We start from the raw sequence: 22,505 nt of genomic DNA, 5'->3' as shown, positions 1-22,505 counted from the left end.
CTGTACTCATTCTGAAGATGCAATATCGTGTCTGAAAACCAATTCGTGTGTTTTAGGTAGAGCTCAGAAATTCTGAAAACACAGTCTTTTGAACTCGATGCCATTCCCGAAACGAGTTGAAATCAACCCGTGGGCGTTGGGACTGGCCTAAACATTTACCAGATCTTAATTTCCAACTCTAGATCAATTCCGTGTTGTTCACTCACTTTTGAGCGAGTTAAATCGATCAGTTTCAGAATGTCCTCTGCTGTGGCGCCGGGCTGTGTGACAAAGAAATTCGCGTGACGATCGCTGATCTCTACATTTCCGACTCGCGTTCCTTTGAGACCCGCTTGTTCGATCAGAGCACCTGCTTTGGTTCCCCGTGGATTTCGGAAAATACAACCTGCCGACTGGAATGAGAGCGGCTGAGTCGCTTTTTTCATAATCCAGGTTTTACGCATCCGCTGGCTGATTTCGTCCGGCTCTTCTTTTTTGAGCGAAAACAATGTTTCCAGGACGACAAGATCAGTCAACGTGGATTGGCGGTAGCTGAAAGAGACTTCTTCCGCCGTGCGTGTTTTAATTTCACCCGTGGAGGTCAGTACTCGTACTTCTTTAACAAACTGACCAATATCACCGTTGTTGCCACCCGCATTGCCAGAGATGGCACCACCGATGGTTCCTGGAATGCCAGCCAGCGTTTCGAGTCCGCCCAGCCCTTCCTGGATACAGCGAGAAATGACATTTGAAAGCAGTGCCCCGGCTTGCACCCGGACCTCGGATCCTTCGAATGATATGTCAGAGAAATTGTCTGCTTTGAAATGAACAACAACCCCGCTGACTCCTTCGTCCCGGACGAGGACGTTGGATCCTCCGCCGAGGATATGAATCGGGGTCTCCGTTTCATGGCAGCAGCGAACAACGTCGCGCAACTCGTCAAAATTGCGGGGTTCGATGAAGTATTGAGCAGGTCCTCCTACACCAAGCCAGGTATGCTTAGCGAGAGGTTCATTAAGAAGCGTGATTTCGGAAAAGTCGTCTAGTGAAGGCATTATGAACCCGATCAATATCTCCTGCACCCATTGTTAATAGAACGTCCCCAGGTCGAAGTGCATCGTCTAAAGATTCGATCAACTGGTCAAGGGCACCACAGTACAGAGTCGACACGTTTCTGGCGGAGAGTTTCTCGGCCAACTGAACAGCCGTGCGGTCTTCTGTCTCTGCAGACGATTCCCGAGCAGCAAATGTACGAGCGATAATTACTTCATCCGCAAGTTCCAATGCATCGACGAAATCTTTTTCCAGCGCCGTGGTGCGAGAAGCTTGATGAGGCTGGTAAACCGCCCATAGACGCCTGTTTGGGAAACGTTGCCGAGCAGCGGTCAGCGTTTTCGCAACAGCCGTCGGATGATGAGCGTAATCGTCGATTAACGTCACACCCCGATACGAACCGACCGATTCGAACCGACGTTTTAAGCCTTCGAAGCGGGCGAGTGCCGCACGAATCTGCATTGGCGAACATCCGGCGTAATAACAGATCGCGGTTGCTGCCAGAGCATTGGAGACATTGTGTTCTCCAGGAAGATCAATTTCAATCTCCGAAAAGAATTCGCCTTGATGGAAAATTCGAAATCGTTGGCCAGTGGGAGTGCTGCGAATATCTGTGGCCCACCAATCGGCCATCGTTTGAACGCTGAAGGTCGCTACCTTTGAAGAGGCACCTTTGGCTGCTTCTACTGCCGCTTCTGAATCTGCAGAAACTAGTAAAGTACCCTCTTTGGAGACATTGCGGGCAAATTCAGCATAAGCACCAATAGCGTCTTCAACCGTTGCATAGCAATCAAAGTGGTCTGCTTCGATCCCCAGAATGGCGGCGAACTGGGGGGCGTAGTTCAGAAAATGACGACGGTACTCACAGCTTTCGACCACCATCAGGTCGCCGGCACCTGCCCAGCCACTTCGCTCATACCCGCATAACTCAGCTCCGACGAAAACGGAGGGGTTCAGGCGAGAGGATTCCAGAATGTGGCTGGTCATCGCCGTGGTGGTGCTTTTTCCGTGGGTTCCAGCGATGCACAGGCCTGTCTCGTCCTGAAGCAATTTTCCCAGAAACTCTGTGTAGGAAAGTTGTGCAATTCCCTGCCGTTGTGAGGAAACACGTTCAGGATTCTCTTCTGTTACTGCGGGACTGTAAATGAGCAGATCCACATCAGAGGCGAGGTGGTCTTCCTGGTGCCCGTGGTGGACGTTCCATCCTCGTTCTTGCATGGCCAGCCACAGTTCTTCAGAACTGGATAAGTCGGATCCAGTCACTTCTATGTCGCAATCAGTCAGGTATTCCGCTAACGCTTTCATTCCGGAACCGCAGATCCCCACGAGATGCACTTTACGCAGGGACTCCACCAGTTTGTTACGTTTTTTTACGGGAACAGGGCTGGTGGGGGTGGAGGAGGCGGAAGCCGAATTGAGTTGAAGTTTGGTCATAGTTGAACTGAACATCCTGTTCCAGTGAAATCAACGTGTCGATCATATCCGGCGTGGGGATATAATGCCTGCAGTTACTCGAGCGAAGTTCCTCGATGCAACCGGTTGCTTCGTGCCTCAAAATCATCGGCTGTGTAAACGGAAGGGCTTGACCGGTAGTGCGGCAAAAAGGCGGCTTCTCCAGATGCCTTACTCGTCAGCCCCGGTTCGATGCCGGTTAGATAAAATGGGGTATGTGTCCGGTAAGATTTTTCGGAAGTCATTTTCCAGAAAAGCAGAACCAGGATGGGCCATTATCGACAGACTGACGGTTCATGAAAAGTGCAAACCCTCGTCGACTCCTGCTTAAATCGAATGGAACGAAGATTTTTCGTTCATTTTGCGCTGCCTGCAACGGACCCGGTTTCATTCCGGACGCTGCAGAATGTCGGGGCGATAGATTGGGAGGCCTTTGACTTCGATTTTGATTTTCGGCCATTCATCGAGTGGCGTTAACAATTCAAACCCACCCTCTGCTACCAGGATAGAATCACCAACCATTGCGGCTCCGATGGAAGGGTGCCAATGAAGCACCATGTTTTCTTCCAGGCGAAACTGGCTGTTGGGTACCAGGGGGACTTCACTCGCTTTGTACCCCATGACGGATGCCTGTTCCGCTCGTCGCCATTCGAGGGGGTGACCGAACTTCTCGTAGATGCGTTGGATTCGATTCCAAATTTCAAACATTTCCCAGTCCGGCTGAGAAAAATGCATGCCCGTCGCTTGAACCAGCATCACACGGAAGTGCGCATCACGAACAGTACGCGGCAAAGCGCCGAAGCTGACGGTACGTGAGGCTCCCACATGCAGACCATTCCGCCGACCTACGGCAGAGATGATGCAATAGCGTTCGACTCGATCATCGCCGTAACTCCAGGAGGGATATCTTTGGCTCTGCCCATCGGCCAGTACCTGAATCCGGTCGGGGACAATATTTCTTTTGATGAGTCGATGGGCCAGTTGTGCCGCAATCTCTGCTTCCGTCTGACCCCGTTGCAGATTTCTTGCGGTCGCTTCTACGGCATGCGAAATATCTCGTCCCAATTCTCGGAGCAAGCCGCAGTCACGCTCTGTTAAGGAAACACGCAAGTTTTTAAGGTGCAGGGAGACATCTTTGGTGGAGTGTTGACCAGTATCGCTGGCGACACGGCGACTTCGGCAGAGGTCTTCAATCAAGGTTTCAGGAGACTCATGCCAGGGGCGTTCTTTGACTTGGAAGCCGAAACCGGGGATCTCGCGATCAAAAATCCGAGCGGCATCAATCGAATTAGTCGCCAGTAACCTCGCCGCAGGCGTAACGAATATCGACCCTGCTGTCTCGGAGGATCCCATGCGCGCAAAATCACCACCCGCAGTGAACCAGGAAAGGTTTTCCGGTTTCTGTAGTAACAGGGCATCGAGCTGATGCGATTCGAGAAATTCAATCAGCTTTTTGTGCTTCTCATCGACTTCTAACAGTCGTTGCGGGTCAATGGTGCTGATCTCCGCAGAAGAGACGGGCAAGCTGTAACGATGGGTCACAAACGACATTCAGGATTTCCAGGCAGCCTTGGTTTCAGAATTTCCATATCCAATACAGGATTCTGACGTCAGTAATTATTTCCACTTCCGGAAGGAAAGACCTGTTTAATGGATTCAGTCTTGTTAATTTCAAGGAACCGGGGAGGACTCGTACAAATTGTTTACTTTGCATCGACTCCAAATAGTCTTAGAAGAACGAAAAAATCCCCAGAACGGAAAATGTCTATTGGCCCATGTGTAGACAAATTCCTCTTAAAACCAGACAGCGTAACAATACTGCAATAGATTCAACATCTATCTGATTACCTAATACTATGCGGGATAAGGAAAGGCTTTGCAAGAAAAATGGCGCACCAGGAATCGGACCGCGAAGATTTGATGCAGGAAGCGACGGCGCTCGTCGAGCGAGTCGAATTGTCTCTGCCGTCTGAAAGCGAGCCTTTCGTTTTAGGCTATCGCCGATTGGGTGACTTATCCTGTTTCTTAGGGCCTGACCCTGTATTTCACTTCGATCCTGAAATGCGGCTCAAACGGGCGTTCGTTCAGGGATATCTGTTTCGTACTCAGGAAACCACTCTGGCGCGACTGGAACGGGTGCGATCTGTGAACCCGGAGACGGATCGCGTCAAAACCGATTTGCTGCGACATGACCTGGAACCGGATGAACTGAATCTGTTTCGAAAAGAGACTTTAAAGGGGCTAGCAGGTCTTGCTGAGGCATTAAAAGCGAATGACTTCACCGTCCACAGGCAGGTTCCTTCCGGGGTGGATTTGACTTCTCGAATCCTCAGACATTTGGAATCGATTGTTGAGAACGATCTTCCCCTGGCTCCTCGTTTCAAAGGGAAACGATAATCGAAGGGTGTGGGCTTCCGTTTTCGACCAACTGGAAATAAAAAAAGCCACCGCTTTCGCGGTGGCTCTGTACGACGAATCAGGGTCCGAACAGCTGAATTATTAGAAGCAACGGGGGAGAGAGGGTGTTGCCTCGCCAATCAGTCGTTACCAGACCAGTGAATAGTGTGGGAAACTGGCCTGATGAAATGGATAATCGTCGTTCTTGTCGTTAGGGAAGAGAACAAAAAAATTAGGGTCGTTAGAGAAGATCATTTTCAAAGAAGTCAATCACAGGGTTGTATTCAAAATTATCGCTTGGAAGAAATCCGCAACAGCAGCGGTTGCGGTCTTTCAAGACGATCCGCTGACTCTTCAATTAACAGGGAACGATCAGCAGTCATTTTGGGTGAACTCTCGAAAACTGGTTTCGAAATCTGTTTGGGATCAGGTGATTGTCCGCGGATCAAAGAGTCTTCGCTCGATTTTTCAGCAACGGCAACTTCTACTCCGTCGAGATTGTTCTGGTTTCGAGGACTTCCTGCGACTATCCATTTTCGCCAGTGGTTTTCGAGTTGGTTGAGGTCGTCCAGTTTGTAAATTTTACGAAAGGCGGTTTCCCAGTCCTGTTCGTGAGCCACGTCGATCAAATCAAGAAATCGCTTCCTCCCCCCTGCTTCAATCAGGAAATCGGCCAGAGAAAACCCTTCTGCATAGAGTGTGAAGACATCCTGTGGGTTTTTCGGGTATTCAGTGATTTCCAATAACTGTTTGACAGGGATTCGTCGGTCCGAGTCAATGACGTCGTGCAATAAATCGAGCTGTCGTCTCTTTTCTGAGATATGCTCTACGATGGTTGCGGCCCCTTCGTCAGCCCAGCGGGGAAGCGGGCGCCGAAAGTAAGAGGCGAAAATGGTATGGCTGACTTCGTGTGGGATAACCGAGTCCAGGATGCGTTCGAGCGTTCCTTGAACCTCCATGTCCCAACCGTAGACCTCTCCTCTGTTGAATTTGAAGGTCGTTGCGCCCCCAGCCCCGAGCTGTCCGACTTTGACGAAAACTTTACAGGGATTTTCCCAATTGCCCGGGAGTTCTGCACCCAGCCAGGCAATGGCAATTTCCTTGCGGCAGTCTTCGGCAGTCAGCGCGACTTGTTTCGCAATGATTTCCGAGGGAGCAGTAACGACGAAGTTGTCTGTTTTATATTTGGCTCCATAGGCTATTGAGCTACAGAGCAGCAATGACAGATAGATTGTCAGACGGAGTCTCATCTGGTTAGCATCCTTGCTTCTGAGTTGTAATCCCGTCACCTTCCTTGGGACGGCAAGACCTCCTGGTCTCGATATCGACTGGTTGCAAAATCGGGGCCAAAATCTTCCTAAGATTGTTTTTTCCAATCAGGCGAGTTGCGTAACTTTTGACTGATTGGGAAGATACATAATTAAGAAATTTCCCCTGCGAGCGCCGAAGCCCTTCGGCATAATTGTAATTAATGCAAAAGTGATTAATTCCTCGGGCCATACTGGATCTGTATACTGGCTTGCTTTGTAAAAACTGCAATTAAGCGAATGTTGACTCCGATTCGGAAAAAGGACCCGGATGGCCAGTAACTGCCCTCGAACCGAATTAAAAATGACTTCGAACTTGCCGCATGTACAAATCCTGGGTCGCCGTACAGGCTGGGCCTCTTCACGGGTTAGCGCCTCAGCACTCCATGAGTTGTTGCATGATCCCGAAGTATTATTTAAGCGATCAGAGGCCAAAGTTTTTAAGCAGAGTCTCTCGGCCTTGCTTGTCGTATTGCCCGTGAACCTGGGCGAAACCGTAACGATTTGTGGATACAAGAAAGTGTTCCGCAAGAACTGGCTCAAACGGTGTACTTCTCTCGTTCGTTTACAGGATCGGTCTCGGCATTCGTTTGAACTGGGGCATCAATTTCTGGACGCTGGAATTCCCACACCGGAACCGTTGTGGGTCATACCGCCGGCGCGTTGGAGCTGGAACGACCCGGCTTACCTCGGATTCGAATGGTTACCCGACTGTCGTGACCTCAACGTTCAACTTGCATCGCTCACCTTGGAGATTGTTCAGACCGATCCCCATGTCCGTAAACAGGTCTGGTCGGTGACCAGGGAGTTAGCTACAGTCCTTGGCAGAATGCATAAGGCCGGTTTCTGTCATCGCGATTTAAAGTTTTCCAATCTACTGATTGACGGGGTCGCCGAAAAACCTCGGGTCTTTATTATCGATCTGGACGGAGCGACAGCTTCCACTGGTAACGTGGACCGATGGCTTTGGAATCTTTCGCGGGTCGCCCGGGATGCACTGCAGACGCGGTTAATCTCCCGTTCGACAAGATGCAGGTTCCTGCGTGCCTATCTGACAGCCAATCCTGAACTTTCGCTGACGTGGAAGGATGTTTGGCGTCGGTTAACTGTGATGGTCGACAAACGCAACCGGCGGCGCAGAAAAGCGAATTGATGCGATCATCACTTTCAGCGATGTTTGTTCTATTTTCAACGATGATTTAACTTCTCAATGAAATGATTTCCCCTGCCTATGTGCGGAATTTGTGGTTGGTATATTCAAGAACCGCAGGCCGGTTTTGAGGAGCAAGCTTTGCAGGCGATGCGGGATGCGATGCTGCATCGCGGCCCGGATGAAGCGGGCAGCTATGTTTCTGCGCGCTGCGGTTTAGGCCATCGGCGTCTTTCCATCATCGGTTTGTCCGATGGCCAGCAACCGATGTGGAATGAAGATCAAACGGTTGTCGTCGTATTTAACGGTGAAATCTACAACTACGAACCATTGAAAGCGGAACTGGAATCCAAAGGTCATCAGTTTCGAACACATTCAGACACAGAAGTGCTTGTTCACCTGTGGGAAGACGCCGGCCCCGAGATGGTGCAGCGTCTTCGAGGCATGTTCGCCTTCGTTATTTATGATCTAAAACAGGAAATCGTCTTTGGTGCCCGCGATCGGTTTGGTCAGAAACCCTTCTTTTACAGTTGGAACGATCAACAGTTCCTGTTTGCTTCTGAAATTAAGTCGCTGCTGGCGCACCCTGCGGTGAAACCAGAGCTTAATCCGGCTGCGCTGGATCAGTTCCTGTTCTACCAGTTCATCCCTCAGCCACGCACCCTGTTTAAGGGTATTCATCAACTCCCGGCCGCGCATTCATTTCTGCTGCGCGGGGGTGAATTAACCCTGCACCGGTATTGGCAACTCGATTACCAACCGGAACCTCTCGCCGACGAAGTAGGACAACAGCGAATACTGGGTGAACTCAGATACGATATTGAAGAAGCGGTGCGTTCTCACTTAATCAGTGACGTGCCTGTCGGACTGTTTCTCAGTGGAGGACTCGATTCCTCGTATATTGCGGCGGTTTGTCATCGTGTTTTGGATCAACCCCTCAGTTCTTTTTCAATCAGTTTTCCAGGAACGAAATACGACGAGCAGGAATACGCAGAGACTGTCAGCAAAAATTTTAACTTGAAGCATCACGTCTTTCGATTTGACCCTGGTGACCTGCAGACTTGGCTGGAAAAGGCGATCCGGTTCTTCGACCAACCTCTGGCGGACTCCGCCGCCCTGCCTCTGATGCTGTTAAGCGAGCAGACTGCCGAACATGTGAAGGTCGTTTTGACAGGCGACGGGGGAGATGAACTGTTTGCCGGCTATGGAAAACATATGCGGGCGTCGCAGTCTTCCGCTTTTGTGCGGTTGATGCAGTCGAGTCTGCCTAGCTGGTTTGCGACAGGCAATCTCGCAGCGTGCGAAGCCGACCCGATAGGTCGACGAAGAATGACGGCCCGTCTGGCCCGTTGGGGTCTTCCCGAACATGTTTCGGGGTACTTCAAGAACTTCTGGGAAGGCTGGGACCGGGATCGGCTATATCAACCTGAATTCCGCGAGCAAATTCCCGTTCCGCTGGCAGCGATTGATGACATGGCGGCTGACCTGGAGCGTCCGCATGATGTACTTAACCGTATGTTACAGATCGATTGTGGTGATTACCTCGTCGGCGATCTGCTATTGAAAACAGATTACGCGACGATGTCCGGCAGCATCGAGGCTCGGGCACCCTTTCTTGATCACCAGCTGGCAGAGAAGGCGGCCCGCCTGCCACTCAACATGAAGGCGACGACTTTCGAGACCAAAGTCGCACTGCGGCGATTGGCACAACAGGACTTGCCTGAAGAAATCTTTAAACGGCCGAAACGAGGTTTCGGCGTTCCAGTGAAGCAATGGTTTGCGGGAGAGCTTTCCGGCTGGTTGAAAACACAGCTGGTGGACGAATCCGTGGCGACGGAACGCTACTTTCGTCGTGAAGTGGTTGAGAAATATCTCGCAGAGCATCAGCGGGGACAGCGAAATCATGCGTCACGATTGTACGCGTTGCTGACTTTCGAACTCTGGTGTCGCAACTATTTAAGTTGAGCTCACGAAATGAGTTCGTTCGACACTTAAGACCGCGCTCCGACCAGTTCGGGAGTCTCTTCAGTTGCGTTGGTACTCTCGGAATCAATCCTCGTTACTTCATTGGATTGAATATACAAGGTTTCGATCCGATAAGGGACCTGAGCACTGGGGGAATGGATCTCGAGGATCACTCGGTCCTCTTTGATTTCAAGAATGGTAACATGGATATCATCGTCTATAACAACACTTTGCTGGATGCTGCGTGAAATCAGATGCATCGCGGTACCTTATTATGGCTGTTGAAAAAGAATTGTTTTTAAAAGATCTCAATCAACGACTTTGAACGATTTGCGGGCAAATCGATAATTCAGTCTGAGGAATAGCTTGAGAATTATTGACGAAGGAATAGTCCGACGTTGAAACAAACGACATCAGCGGGAACCCGTGGGAAGAATACCGATGGAGGGCAGAGAACCTGACTTCCAGATACGGTGCCCGTGGCTTTGGAATATTCAATTCGTCTAAGTGTGAAACTGAAGATGATCGGCTTGGAAAGAAGTGAGTGTGAGGCGATCCTCTTTGGCGAAGGAAGAAAGTTGAAGTGTTTAACGACGACTTCTAACTTCTGTTTTCATTCTGCAAGATGAACAGCGATTGAGCAAGTTCAGATTGCCGCGCGATCGTTCATTTTTGAGATCGCGTTTGAGCGACTCGTTAAACCTTGACATCCAAACTCGCTTTTAACTTGACAGACGATTCGGGATTGGTCATCAGCTCTATTGTACCAAAGCGACGTTTGTATGCTTTGTCGACTTTCATGTCGATCAGTTTCAGACTTAAGACATACGTACTTCGTTTAACCGATCGCGTTTTCAGACAGCACGGAATTCAGTTTGCGGACTTGATCCTGAAACTCTTCCTCAGAGAGGACGGGTTCTGCCTGAGGAGAGCTGTAAGGCCGAGGCAAATCGACCCAGCTACGACATCCTGTGAAATGAGGTGAATCGGGAATGACGATCGGGTCTTGTGCCTGATAGATACGAACAACCATGACCCATAATCCGGGTTCCTTGTAGTGAAATCGGTTCGAAAGTGTTTCCGGTGAAAGGAGTTGGAACGTGTTCAAGAACGGGAGTAGTGATTCCTGTTCCAGTCGGATGATTTGTTCAATTTGTCCTACATGTTTTAGTACAATTTGTTCAGCGGGAGGCGGCGTCAAATTCGATTTAATGTCGGGATGTGACAGGAACGCTTTTCCATCGTTGTTTAACGCAGTTTCCGCTTGATGGAAATTTGTGGGAAAGAGCCAGAATGTCGGGTGTTCCGGTTGGAAACCGTCGGGGCCTTCCGCGATGCCACCCTTGCGCACCAGTATCGTCTGTTTTCCGCTAGCTAGTGCTGCACAGAGGATCGCCCATTCCTTCAAGGCGATATCCGTTTCCAGTTGAGCTGGGACTGAGGTCAATTCTGTCTCCCGTTCGTGATCAAATTTCATCCCGGCAACCTGTTGGTTGACGGAATAATGTTGTATTCGACTGTTTATCTCTCTATGGCGCTGAATACAATAAACACTCGTCTTCATTATTTCCGTCTCTCGATAGATGAACAGTAGGAATCCCGGCGATGCGACGATTTCAACTTGATGAAACCCAGTTGGCTCGGTACTCGACTGATGGTTTTGTGATCATTCCGGGCATGTTGCGACCGGAGACGTTGGCCTTGTTGAGTAAAATCGCACGGGCGGATCTGGCCCTGCTCCGCGAAGCGGCTTCTCGCGATGATGGCGAAGGAGGCGCAATTAAGCTAAAGGTTAAAAACGACTTGTATGAGAATGACATCTACAGTGCGATTGTTCGTTCTCGCAGTTTGGTCGATGCGATGGAACAGTTAGTGGGTGATGAAGTTTATCACTACCACAACAAGATGATCCTCAAAGAGCCTCGTGAAGGGGGCGCCTGGGCGTGGCATCAGGATTATGGCTATTGGTACAACTTCTGCTGTCCATTCCCCATGATGGCGAGCGCCATGGTGGCCATTGATCGTGCGACCCCCGAAAACGGTTGCCTCCAAGTGATACGCGGATCACATCTGATGGGGCGCGTCGACCACAAACAGGTGGGCGAACAGACGGGGGCCGATCCGGAACGGGTGGAAGTCGCCCTGGAGAGGTTGGAATTGGTTCATGTGCAATTGGAACCGGGTGATGCTGTCTTGTTCCACAGCAATTTACTGCATCGCTCTGATCAGAACAAAAGTGAAAATCCTAGATGGGCCTTCATTTGCTGTTACAACGCAAAGAAGAATAACCCGTACCGACAAGTCCGCCATCCGCAATACACACCACTGGTGAAAATCGATGACGCCGAAGTCGAAAGAATTGGCGAAACGCATTGGACTCAGTTACAGTCCATCACAGATGCCTGAACCTGAATTGCAGAATCATCGTTATCGCAGTACCACCGAAATCATTGACATGAATTAATCGCGGCGACGGGGATCCGTTGCGGCCTGGAGCCCTTCGCCGATCAGGTTGTACGCGAGCACCGCCAGAAAGATGGCTCCTCCGGGGAATGTCAGCATCCACCACTGGGAATCGGACTTCTTCGCTTCGCTGAGGAGTCGCCCCCAACTGGGGGTAGGTGGTTCGGCACCCATACCGAGAAAGCTCAACGCACTCTCCGTAAAGATGGCGGAGGCAATTCCAAAGCTGATCGGCACGAGAATTGGCGCAAGAGAGTTGGGCAGGATATGCCGGAAAATAATCCGCATGTTGCTCAGGCTCAGGCAGTGAGCGGCAGAGACGAATTCCATCTCCTTCAGCTTGAGGAACTCCGCGCGTGTCAGCCTGGCAATACCGGTCCAGCCAGTCAAACCAATGACTACCATCAGGTGATAAATCGTCGTGGATTCCACAATCGCGAGCATCGCCAGGATCAACACTAAAGTAGGCACACACATAACGACTTCAGTCATGCGGCTGAGAATCGTATCCACCCAGCCACCGAAGTATCCTCCGAGCGCCCCGACGACAATGCCGATAAAGCTGGCAATTCCCATCGAAAGAAAACCGACCACCAGCGCGATTCTGGTTCCGTGAACAAGTCGCGCAAACACGTCGACTCCGTCGTCATCGGTTCCGAACCAATGGTATTTGTTCGGTTTCTCCTGCAGAAGTGGACTGGCAGGTTGGTTACCGAATTCCCCTTCCGTGATGCGCCGGGTGGGTGATTGATAGACGATAGGCCAGACTGCCCAACTTTCCGGATCTTTTTCTTTGAGGTTCTCATAAAATCGCTGGCGAAATCCGTCCTTAAAGAAGATCGGATTTTCCCAGGATGCGTTGAAATAATAGAGGCAAGGAAAGTAAATATTTTCTTTGTACTTACACACGACAGGGCGTGTTCCCACGATCATTGGCGAGCAAAGTGCCACGATGGTGAGAAATCCGACGAATCCGAGCGCCAGCATCGACAGCTTTCTTTTCTTGAATCGATGCCACGATTCATTCCAGAAGCTGGGCGATTTTACGACCGTGACCGTCGTTTCCAGCTCATCGAGACTGCCGGTGAGGGTCACTTTATCATTTTCAGGAAGGAGCTGATCCGACATTTCTGCTAACTGTATGAGTTAAGTTTCAGCAGGACATGGTTTGATTGTCGCGTGTTGAAATCGAGTTCAGGAATGAAGAAAACCAAAGAGGGCTTCAAGGGAGACTTCCTCGAGAAGAAAGATCTCTGAAATCAGGAAAGTCGAACCCTTGGGTCGGCAAAGGCATAGAGAACGTCAGCCAGAAGCTGGCCAAGTAACGTGAGGACAGAGAACATGAGCGTCAGTCCCATGATGACTGGGTAGTCCCGTTCTGGAATGGACTCGAAAAAGAGCTGCCCCATTCCCGGCCACTGGAAAATTCCTTCGATAATGATCGAGCCACTTAATAGCCCGGGCAATGTCAGGCCGAAAATCGTGATCAGCGGAATGAGTGTATTACGAAATGCGTGATTAATAATCACATCTCGTGGCCCGACTCCTTTTGCCCGAGCGGTCCTAATGAAATCTAACCGGATGACTTCCTGCATGTTGGAGTTCACAAATCGGCTTAAGTAAGCCAAGCCGCCATATGAAGAGCAAATTACCGGGAGAATAGCATGTTTAGTAATATCCCAGGTTTGACCGAACGTGGAAAGATCGTCGAAACCCTGAGTCGTTCGCATTCCTGTAAGGGGGAGCCAATCGAGCCTGTAGGCAAAGTAGAACTGCAACATCAGGGCCGCCACCATTACCGGGAACGAATACAGAGCGTACAGCAGAATACTCACCGAACGTTCGTGAACCGTTTCGTAGTAGACAGTCGAATAGAGGCCGATCGGGATCGCCAGGATGTACGTAAAGAACAACGAACTGAGAGAAACGATCAACGTCGGAACAAAGCGGTTCGCAATGACCTCGGTAACCGGAATCTTTTCATCGAATGAATTTCCGAGATCTCCCTGAGCCAGGTTCCAGATCCAATAGGCATACGATTCATACCAAGGTTTATCAAGTCCGTACGCTTCCTTGAGCCGGTTCACGTCGGCCGTGCCGAGGGTCTTGCTGGGGTCGAGTAGTTCAGCCTGCGCCATCGTGAATGGGGTCCCCGGAATATTCCGGATCAAGCCAAATACGATAAACGTGATGATCAGCAACGTTACGAGGCCAATCAACGAACGTCGAATGATGTAAGAGTACATATATCCGTAATGATCCCATGCCAAAAGGGAGGTGGCAAAGTACTGGACAGTTCAATTTGTCCGAAAGTCTCATCCATTTACAAGAGCTTGATTGTCGAGACTAGTCGACCGCTTTCCAGAGGTGATCAAAGCCGGGGCCATAACCGAACGGGCCTCGGGGAGACCAGACGTAACCGCGCACGTCCTTATTAAATCCATGAAAGCCGTTCATGTAGAACAACCAGGTGTAAGGTTGATCTTCCCAGAGAATCTGATGAATCTGTGAATAAAGTTCCGCCTGTTTATCGCGGTCAAACTCCCGTTCGGCCTGATAAAAAAGCTCATCAATTTTGGGGTTCTCGTAAGAGACATAGTTACGACCATTTTTAATGGCGTTGGTAGTCCAGATGTTTTTAGCAGTGGATGGATCGGCACCCGTTCCCCAGCCACCCAGATAGGCTTGGAATTTATGGTTTAATGTTTTATCCATCAGCACAGTGAACTCCTGTGGACGGACACTACAGCGGATACCAATTTGTTCCAGATTTGCCTTCATTAAAGTACACATTTTCACGGAACGAGGCTGATTAGTACACAGCAAAGTAAATTCAAAGGGAACCTGCTTGCCACCGATCTCTTTATCAAGGATTCCATCACCATCGTGATCTTCCCAACCTGCTTCTTTCAAAAGAGCTACCGCCTTTTCGAAATTCTGCTCGTAAGGTGTGATCTCTTCTTTAGGAAACATCCAGGAGTCTGGATGGAAAATTCCGACTGACTGCCGGTTTAATCCATGCAGAAAGTTATTGATCAGTTCGTCGTAGTTGTACGCCCAGGACATGGCCTGACGGACTCGTTTATCTTTGAATAGAGGGTTTTCCGTGTTCCAGCCGAAGTAAAAATAGGTCCACTCTGGTCCGGTGACTTTGGTGTTTTTCTCGTAGAAGTCGTCTCCGCTGGTCTGGTTGCTCCACTGTTCCGAGTTGAGACCCATCTCATCGATGTCCCCTTTCTTGAGCGACAGCAGCGCAGTATCGGGTTCTCGGATGATTTGGAACCGAATCTCCTTGAATCGGGGTTTCGGTCGCACTTGTTTGCCATCCTTCATATACCATTCTTCGCGGCGACTGAGAACGACCTCTCGGTCACGTGTGCGCGAAGTCATTTTATAAGGCCCACCGACAATGGGTTCGTTTTCCAGAGCGACGAATTGAGGATCTTCCTGCAGTGAAGGATCTTTGTCGATCAGACTTTCATAAACATGCTTGGGAATAACGGGATAGTTCACGTTCCAGACGTTACTGGCGAGCGATTCCTTGTGGAAGAAAACGACTGTGTGGTCATCATACGCTTCTACCCAACGCAACTGATCTGTTCCGGAACGGACTGCCGATGCTGGGACGCTTGGGTTCATGATGGTGCGGAATGAAAAAGCGACATCGTGGGCGGTGATCGGTGTTCCATCAGACCAGACGAGATCATCTCGAATGACAACTTTGTCATACAGACGGTCTTTACTGGAATGCCACGATTTTACGGTGGCTTCGACGGCGAAGGGATTGAAGTCCCAATCAAAGCTGAACAGGCCGAAACTGGTTTGGCCTACAACTTCGAACTCGATTGCCGAACTGCCGAGAAGCGGGTTTGTACTTTTCATATCCGAAGAAACGTGCCGGTTGATGACGGCATCGTAGTCGATTTCCGACTCTTCTTTCGGGCCACGGCCCATGGCACTCAGGATTTTGGCATTGTCTTCATCGGAATTGTTTTTCAGTGAGATTGCTTCGTCATAAGTGGCCAGCGGTTCTTCTTTGGCCTGTCGTTCCTGCATCAGCTTCATCGAATCCAGAACAGGCATTTCTTCCCATTCCGCTTTGGCATCCAATTCCTCAAGGGTGGGAGGATCAAAGGGTTCGACCAGTGATTTGACTTCGTCTTTGCTGGAGTCTGCTTTTTCAGAGTCCGAGCAACCGGGAAAGACGGCGATGAGGGCGAGCAGTGCAGCGAGCGCCAAGAAAGAATTTCTGCTGGTATCCATCCGTGATAATCCTGTCTGGTTAGAGAAAACACCAAAACCTGCTATGTCGAAAGCGGGCTTGATGAATTTATCTTAAAGTCTCTCCGGGCAGACCATAAGGGGACTACCCCTGGTTTTCGGTGAATGAAGCCAAGTGGGAGATTTTTTATTAATCTAAGTGGGAACCGGGCTTAGCACGACTTAAACGTCGTTCATGTCCCCGTTTGATTCTGGCAAACGAGGCAAAATCGGGCAAGACCGGTCTGCCGGGAAATTAGGTAGTACCTTCCTGCGTCTGAATTACGTACGATAGGAAGGTCGTATTCGTGAGAGGAATTGCTGAATCGACATTTGAAATCGGGTCGGTTGATGATGGTGCACCTGAACAGGTGAGCTATCCTTATAACCCGTTTGACACAACCGTATTTTACATTGTTACAATGAATTATCCATTGCATCAAATTGAATTTCGCTTATGTTATACTATAGGTTTCCACCTGAATCGGTATCAGCCGCTGGAGAGTGATTCTCCGGATAATGGAGTATCGATTTCGCTGGCTCTTACGGGTCCGCTGAAACCCTGATTTACGTATTCTGAAACCTCGCGCCACTATCTTCTGGATTGCGAAATGCTATTGTCCCACCGGAACTTGATTCTCACCTGCCTCACTTTCTTCTTTCTGTTTTCCCCTGTACAAGCAGACAAAGCCAGCGAGATTTATCTTAAAAAAGTGAAGCCACTTTTCGCGCAGCGGTGCGTCATGTGTCATGGTCCGCTCGAACAAGAAGGGGGAGTGCGCGTTGATGCCGGACAATTTCTGCTGCACCCGGAAGAACGTGACCCCCTCGTTAAACCAGGGAACAGCGCAGAAAGTCTGTTAGTCGATGTACTTCTCGGACGAAACGACGCTCTGGAAATGCCGATGGAGGGGGCTCCCTTAACGGAGCAGGAGAAAAAGGCCATCATCGATTGGATCGATGCCGGGGCAACCTATCCGGATGATGAAGTTGCATTGACCAGCCCACGGGAGCATTGGTCGTTCGTTCCACCTGTCCGACCTGAAGTACCCGAAGTGAACGATTCAGGCTGGCCTGAAAATCCGATCGACAAGTTCATCTATCAGCAATATGAAAAACAAGGTCTGCAACCGGTAGCCGATCTCGATCGACGGTTGTGGTTACGACGTGTCTATCTCGATTTGATTGGTTTACCACCTACCGCAGACGAAGTCGCCCGTTTTATTGCGGACGAAAGCCCGACTGCCAACGAAACCGTGATCGACGAATTGCTTGCCAGCCCCGAACATGGCGAACGCTGGGGACGGCACTGGATGGATGTCTGGCGATACAGTGACTGGTACGGTTACCGGGCCGAATTGCGGAACAGCGGTCGCCACATGTGGCGCTGGCGTGACTGGATTGTCGATTCCGTGAACTCCGGCAAACCGTACTCTGACATGATGATGGAAATGGTCGCCGGCGATGAATTACACCCGGGCGACATGGATACCGCACGGGCCACTGGCTTCCTAGTGCGGAACTACTTCAAATTCAATCGCAATACGTGGATGGAAAATACGGTCGAACACACCAGTAAAGCTTTTCTGGGCGTGACGATGAACTGTGCTCGCTGCCACGATCATATGTATGACCCGATCAGTCAGAAGGACTACTTTCAGTTTCGCGCGATCTTCGAACCGCACCACGTACGTATCGACCGGTTGGAAGAGACAGCAGATACCGTCAAAGACGGTGTTTCATTGGTCTACGACGCCGATCTGGAAGCACCCACCTATCTATTCGAACGGGGAAGCGAAGACAAACCGGTCAAAGATGATCCACTCGGCCCAGGGTTACCTGGACTGTTTGAAGATCTCGCCAACTTCGAAGTCGAAGCTATCGATTTACCTCCTGAAGCGTTCTATCCCGGCTTTCGTCCTGAAATCCGTGAACACATTTTTCTTGAAGCCAAAGCAGGCGTAAACCAGGCTCGACAGGGTTATGAGAAATTCCTCGGAGATGAAAAGGCGAAACTGCCCGAAGCCTCTGCTGAGTTACACGATCAATCTCATCAGCAGCGAGTCAAAGCCCGGGAATTGAAACTTGCGGCTCATCAAGCCGTAGCGGAAGCAGACATTGCCCGATATAGCAAGATACCAGCTGCAAACCTGGCAGAGTTACAGCAGAAGGCGGTTCAGAATCAGCGAGATGTTGCCGTTGCCGAAGCTGAACTGGCGTTACTGGATGCTCGAGTTAAACAAGACCTAGCAGAGCGTAGCGAAGAAAAAGATGCAGGTAAAAAGAAATCTGCCATCGATAAAGCTGCGAAAACGGTTGAGTCTTCCACCAAAGCATTGGCGGAACTGAATGCCAAAGAGTTGGCTGCCGATTATGAACCTTTAACGGAAACATATCCGAAAACGAGTAGTGGTCGCCGGTTGGCGTTTGCCCGCTGGTTGGCGGATCGAAACAATCCCTTGACCGCTCGTATTGCTGTGAATCAACTCTGGATGCGGCACTTCGGTGAACCGCTGGTAGAGACCACTTTCGACTTTGGATTGAATGGCAAACCCTCTTCGCATCCAGAACTTCTCGACTGGCTGGCTGTCGAGTTGATGGAGAACGGTTGGCAGCTCAAACATATACACCGGTTGATGACGACGTCGCACCTATATCGTATCCAGGCGAATGTATCCGGCCATGAGTCGAACCTCGCACAGGATCAGGACAACCATTACTTGTGGCGAATGAACCGACGACGAGCCGAAGCAGAAGTCGTTCGCGATTCCGTATTGGCCGTGACCGATCAATTGAATCGGACTCTTCAAGGGCCGGAGCTGGATGCCGAACTGGGAGAAACGACCTACCGCCGCAGCGTTTATTACCGTCACGCTCCCGAAAAAATGATGCCCTTCATGGAAGTCTTTGACGCAGCGAATACGAATGAATGCTATCGTCGGGCAGTCACCATTATCCCACAACAGGCGCTGGCACTGGCTAACAGCCGACTTTCGGTCGAATTGTCACGGAAATATGCTGGCAAAATTACCGATGCCTCAGAAGAACGAGAAGCCTTCATCCAAGAGCTGTTTGAGAATCTCCTTTCACGGAAGCCTTCCGCTGAAGAGATGGAAGTTTGCCTGCGATTCTTGAATGATCAATCCGGTTTATTAACGGAACCGGCCAGCCTGAGTAAAATTGAGGGAGGTCCTGAACCTTCCGTACCGGCTTCGAGTAATCAGGAAATGCGAGCGCGGGAAAACCTGGTTCACGTGCTGTTTAATCACAACGAATTTGTCTTCATACCATAAAGACTTCGTCATGTTACACGACTTTAATTTCGGTCATCACCACCAGACCTCACGACGCTCCTTCCTTACGAATGCAGGATTGGGCTTGTCGAGCATTGCGCTCACTTCGATGCTGCATCAGGACGGAATGCGGTCCGCCGCAGCCGAATCGGTGAAGCAACAAATCCAGGAGAATCTGCCCAACTTTGCCCCCAAGGCGAAGTCGGTTATCTGGTTTTTCATGATCGGTGGCGCAAGCCATATGGAGACATTCGATCCGAAACCGGCGCTCACCGAGTACGCAGGTCTGTCGATTAATGAGACTCCCCACAGTCATGTACTTTCCAATCCGGCACTGGAAGAAAATTTACGAGTAGTCGTTAAGGATGATGCCAACGGTCAAATCTGGCCGAATGTCTATCCGCTACAGGTCGGTTTCAAGAAACGAGGCGAAAGCGGAATTGAAGTCAGTGACTGGTGGCCGCATATGTCTGAATGTATCGACGATATTTCCGTCGTTCGCTCAATGTGGACGACAGATAATAATCATGGTGCCCAGCTCCAGTTCCACACAGGCCGTCACCGACTGGATGGTATCTTCCCCACAGTAGGGTCGTGGGCCCATTACGGATTGGGTTCGCTTAACGAGAACTTGCCTCAGTTTGTCGTTCTGGGAACGCCATTGGCGGATTGCTGTGGTGGTCAGCAGGGGCACGGAGCAAATTATCTGGGGCCGGAACATAGTGGAGTCCAACTGAAGGTGGATCCTCATAATCCTCTACCTTTTGCAACGCCAACATCGGATGTGTTTCGTGAAGAACAATCGGCCGAGTTCGATCTATTAAACAGGCTGAACAAAGTCGCTTCTAAAGAATACTCGGATGATCCATTGATTCAGGCCCGCATCAAATCTTACGAACTGGCGTATCGAATGCAGACCGCCATTCCGAATATTATGGACTTCTCCCAAGAGACTCCCGACACTCAGAGCATGTATGGTCTCGACGAAGAAGTGACCAAAGAGTTTGGTGAGCAATGCCTTGCCGCACGACGTTTGGTTGAAAAAGGGACTCGGTTCGTGCAGATCTATCACGGAAATAATGGCGGAGCTGGTAAATGGGACGCCCACGGAAACCTGCAGAAAGGGCATGCCCAGCTTTGTAAAGAAACGGATCAGCCGATCGCGGCCCTGCTGAAAGATCTAAAACAGCGCGGTCTACTGGATGAAACACTTGTGGTCTGGGGAACAGAATTTGGACGAACTCCGGGTGCACAGAACAGCAACGGTCGCGACCATCATCCTTTTGGATTTTCCGTCTGGTTAGCTGGCGGCGGGATTAAAGGTGGAGTTGTTCATGGAGCGACGGACGAACTCGGTTTTCACGCTGTTGAAGATCGGCATTATGTCACCGACTTGCACGCGACGGTAATGCATCAGCTCGGTTTAATCCCATCGCAGCTCTCCGTACCCGGTCGAGTGCGATTGGAAATGGACCTCGGTCATCCGATTCACGATATCATCGCGTAGTTGCTTTGAAGGCGCCTATAGGATCAGGTGAGCGAGACTCAAGGTCCCAAGGCTTTGGGCATCCACTGCAAAGGGACATTTACCAGATTTTCCACCAGGGTTGGCCAGAGGCAGTCGGCTTCGCCTGTCCTGATTTCAGGACTTTCTTCTCGGGCATCAGCACGCAGCTCAGTTCCCCCGAAATTCCCCCGGTTGTATCTGCCAGAATACGTTCTTTCGTGATGATGACATCTCGAACTTGAACATGCCCTGAAACCACCGTTAACGGGCAGTCGGGGGGCGGAGGGTCTTCAATATAGGTTTTTGAGCAGAGCCACTGTGGGTGGTTCAATGTGAAATCCCGCTCTTCGAGTATCTGTCGTTGGACTTCAAACGGGGTGTGCGGGTCGAGCCCTGCGTGAACAAAGAAGAGTCGAGGATGCTCGACTGACCAGGGTAGCATCGCGAGAAACTCTTTGTGCTCATCCGGAACACGGCGATACAGGTCATCCAGATCGGGATAGGCAGCGCCGTACGATTCGAAAGTGACGTCTGAATCGTAGTAGGTTGTCCAGCGTTCTTCCCAGTCGCTGTATTCTGACTGGGGAACGACACGGAGAGATGTTGCCATGCCCAAGTCATGGTTGCCACAAATGGCCGTGGTGCGCGGGTGTTCTTCACGGAGTCGAATGATCGTTTCGATGACTCCATTGCTGTCGGGACCGCGATCGACAAAGTCGCCGAGGAATACGATCCAGCGACGGTCATAGTCAGGGAGTGCTCGAAGCTGCTCGAGAATGTCATTCAGTTTATCGAGCTGGCCGTGTAAATCGCCGATGATGGCGACCGGTCCCTTAATTTGTGAAGTGAGTGGTTCCATCCTGTCGAATCTGTAAAATGTCTGCCGGTTGAGCAAAACGACAATACGAAAACAGTTTTTGTATTATATCTGAGTCAGTCAGCCGAGGCAGCTAAAAAAAGAAGACCCGAGCAGTATTGGTCGGGTCTCTGTGTTGTTTGAGGCTCGGTAAATCAGATTGTAGTTCAGGATTCTTTGATTTCAAAGACCGCTTCGACTTCAACTGCAACACCTGTTGGTAGTGCCGCAAATCCCAAGGCGCTACGAGCATGATATCCGTCACCCGTCTTGCCGAAGATTTCATGCATCAAGTCAGAAATCCCGTTGATGACCAGGTGCTGTTCGATGAAATCAGGAGTCGAGTTCACGCAGCCGAATAATTTGATGACTTTCAAACCATCCAGTGTGCCATGAGTGGACCGAACTGAGTTCAGAATCTTGACGGCGCATTCACGAGCGGCCGCGTAACCTTGTTCGACGGTGACGTCGTCGCCCAGTTTCCCCTTGATGTCACTGACATGACCGGAGGTGATGAGCTGGTTTCCTGATTTGATGCACAAATTCAGATAGGTCTGTGAAAGTTCAGTGAATTCCAGCCCGAGTTCCCGGGCTTTTTCTTCGGGAGTCATTCCGTCCTTTTCCTTCTAACAATCGAGATCATATACAAGTTAAATGTCGCGGCTGATTTTCGCGATTGAAGCCTGAGTGGATACGGTTCCATCTCCAGTGCCTCATTTGTAAACAGCCCCGCCTGGCTTCGGTTTCCGGACAACGGTCCAGCAGAACCAAGCCTCATTCAGAACGCATACTAGTGCGTTAACTCCAGAATGAACAGAAACCA

At 50.3% G+C, this 22,505-nt stretch carries 17 protein-coding genes; 6 read left to right on the top strand and 11 right to left on the bottom strand.

Annotation, left to right across the window (positions count from 1 at the left end; all coding sequences use genetic code 11):
• Positions 1–155: 155 nt before the first annotated feature.
• From murB to Pla110_RS18140, 3 genes are all read right to left on the bottom strand, one after another.
• Positions 156–1,034 (bottom strand): UDP-N-acetylmuramate dehydrogenase, encoded by an 879-nt coding sequence (gene murB, locus Pla110_RS18150; RefSeq protein WP_144997826.1) that lies wholly within the window; start codon positions 1,032–1,034, stop codon positions 156–158.
• On the bottom strand, positions 994–2,466 hold the full coding sequence (gene murC / locus Pla110_RS18145) for a UDP-N-acetylmuramate--L-alanine ligase (protein ID WP_197440274.1): 1,473 nt from the start codon (positions 2,464–2,466) through the stop codon (positions 994–996). Before murC ends, murB begins: the two co-directional genes overlap by 41 nt.
• A 405-nt stretch (positions 2,467–2,871) precedes the next feature.
• Positions 2,872–4,035: a M24 family metallopeptidase gene (locus tag Pla110_RS18140; protein ID WP_144997822.1), complete on the bottom strand. Its 1,164-nt coding sequence runs from the start codon at positions 4,033–4,035 to the stop codon at positions 2,872–2,874.
• 336 nt (positions 4,036–4,371) lie between these two features.
• On the opposite strand from Pla110_RS18140, the gene Pla110_RS18135 reads away from it, so the two are divergent.
• A complete protein-coding gene (locus tag Pla110_RS18135) occupies positions 4,372–4,881 on the top strand; it encodes a hypothetical protein (RefSeq protein ID WP_144997820.1) in 510 nt (169 codons plus the stop codon).
• 290 nt (positions 4,882–5,171) lie between these two features.
• On the opposite strand, the gene Pla110_RS18130 is transcribed toward Pla110_RS18135, so the two are convergent.
• Positions 5,172–6,131, bottom strand: coding sequence for a hypothetical protein (locus Pla110_RS18130; protein ID WP_144997818.1), 960 nt, complete (start codon positions 6,129–6,131; stop codon positions 5,172–5,174).
• Between the two features lie 328 nt (positions 6,132–6,459).
• Here Pla110_RS18130 and Pla110_RS18125 point away from each other — a divergent pair, with 328 nt between their 5' ends.
• Positions 6,460–7,341: a lipopolysaccharide kinase InaA family protein gene (locus Pla110_RS18125; RefSeq protein ID WP_144997816.1), complete on the top strand. Its 882-nt coding sequence runs from the start codon at positions 6,460–6,462 to the stop codon at positions 7,339–7,341.
• Positions 7,342–7,419: 78 nt separating this feature from the next.
• On the top strand, positions 7,420–9,303 hold the full coding sequence (gene asnB, locus Pla110_RS18120) for an asparagine synthase (glutamine-hydrolyzing) (protein WP_144997814.1): 1,884 nt from the start codon (positions 7,420–7,422) through the stop codon (positions 9,301–9,303).
• A 26-nt stretch (positions 9,304–9,329) separates the two neighbouring features.
• On the opposite strand, the gene Pla110_RS18115 is transcribed toward asnB, so the two are convergent.
• Both Pla110_RS18115 and Pla110_RS18110 read right to left on the bottom strand, forming a co-directional pair.
• A complete protein-coding gene (locus Pla110_RS18115) occupies positions 9,330–9,563 on the bottom strand; it encodes a carbon storage regulator (protein WP_144997812.1) in 234 nt (77 codons plus the stop codon).
• Positions 9,564–10,141: 578 nt separating this feature from the next.
• Positions 10,142–10,780, bottom strand: coding sequence for a DUF1802 family protein (locus tag Pla110_RS18110; protein ID WP_197440273.1), 639 nt, complete (start codon positions 10,778–10,780; stop codon positions 10,142–10,144).
• Positions 10,781–10,908: 128 nt separating this feature from the next.
• Between Pla110_RS18110 and Pla110_RS18105 the strand changes: the two genes are divergently transcribed.
• Entirely contained in the window at positions 10,909–11,709 is an 801-nt protein-coding gene (locus Pla110_RS18105; protein WP_144997808.1) for a phytanoyl-CoA dioxygenase family protein, read from the top strand.
• A 54-nt stretch (positions 11,710–11,763) separates the two neighbouring features.
• Here the strand turns inward: Pla110_RS18105 and Pla110_RS18100 are convergent, their stop codons facing one another.
• From Pla110_RS18100 to Pla110_RS18090, 3 genes are all read right to left on the bottom strand, one after another.
• Positions 11,764–12,894: an ABC transporter permease gene (locus tag Pla110_RS18100; protein WP_144997806.1), complete on the bottom strand. Its 1,131-nt coding sequence runs from the start codon at positions 12,892–12,894 to the stop codon at positions 11,764–11,766.
• Positions 12,895–13,025: 131 nt separating this feature from the next.
• Positions 13,026–14,012, bottom strand: a complete 987-nt coding sequence (locus Pla110_RS18095) for an ABC transporter permease (RefSeq protein ID WP_144997804.1) — start codon at positions 14,010–14,012, stop codon at positions 13,026–13,028.
• 100 nt (positions 14,013–14,112) lie between these two features.
• The gene (locus tag Pla110_RS18090; protein ID WP_144997802.1) at positions 14,113–16,029 is read right to left on the bottom strand and encodes a peptide-binding protein; all 1,917 of its coding nucleotides are present in this window, start codon (positions 16,027–16,029) and stop codon (positions 14,113–14,115) included.
• Positions 16,030–16,637: 608 nt separating this feature from the next.
• On the opposite strand from Pla110_RS18090, the gene Pla110_RS18085 reads away from it, so the two are divergent.
• Both Pla110_RS18085 and Pla110_RS18080 read left to right on the top strand, forming a co-directional pair.
• A complete protein-coding gene (locus tag Pla110_RS18085) occupies positions 16,638–19,319 on the top strand; it encodes a DUF1553 domain-containing protein (RefSeq protein ID WP_144997799.1) in 2,682 nt (893 codons plus the stop codon).
• A 10-nt stretch (positions 19,320–19,329) separates the two neighbouring features.
• A complete protein-coding gene (locus Pla110_RS18080) occupies positions 19,330–20,826 on the top strand; it encodes a DUF1501 domain-containing protein (protein ID WP_144997797.1) in 1,497 nt (498 codons plus the stop codon).
• 79 nt (positions 20,827–20,905) lie between these two features.
• Here Pla110_RS18080 and Pla110_RS18075 read toward each other — a convergent pair whose 3' ends face one another.
• Together Pla110_RS18075 and Pla110_RS18070 are read right to left on the bottom strand one after the other, a co-directional pair.
• Positions 20,906–21,685 (bottom strand): metallophosphoesterase, encoded by a 780-nt coding sequence (locus tag Pla110_RS18075; RefSeq protein ID WP_144997795.1) that lies wholly within the window; start codon positions 21,683–21,685, stop codon positions 20,906–20,908.
• 164 nt (positions 21,686–21,849) lie between these two features.
• Entirely contained in the window at positions 21,850–22,293 is a 444-nt protein-coding gene (locus Pla110_RS18070) for a RidA family protein (RefSeq protein ID WP_144997793.1), read from the bottom strand.
• Between the last annotated feature and the right edge of the window lie 212 nt (positions 22,294–22,505).

The sequence above is a fragment of the Polystyrenella longa genome (assembly GCF_007750395.1).
Classification (GTDB): domain Bacteria; phylum Planctomycetota; class Planctomycetia; order Planctomycetales; family Planctomycetaceae; genus Polystyrenella; species Polystyrenella longa.
The sequence above is the reverse complement of the archived record's forward strand: the minus strand, read 5'-3'. Positions and strand labels throughout refer to the sequence as shown.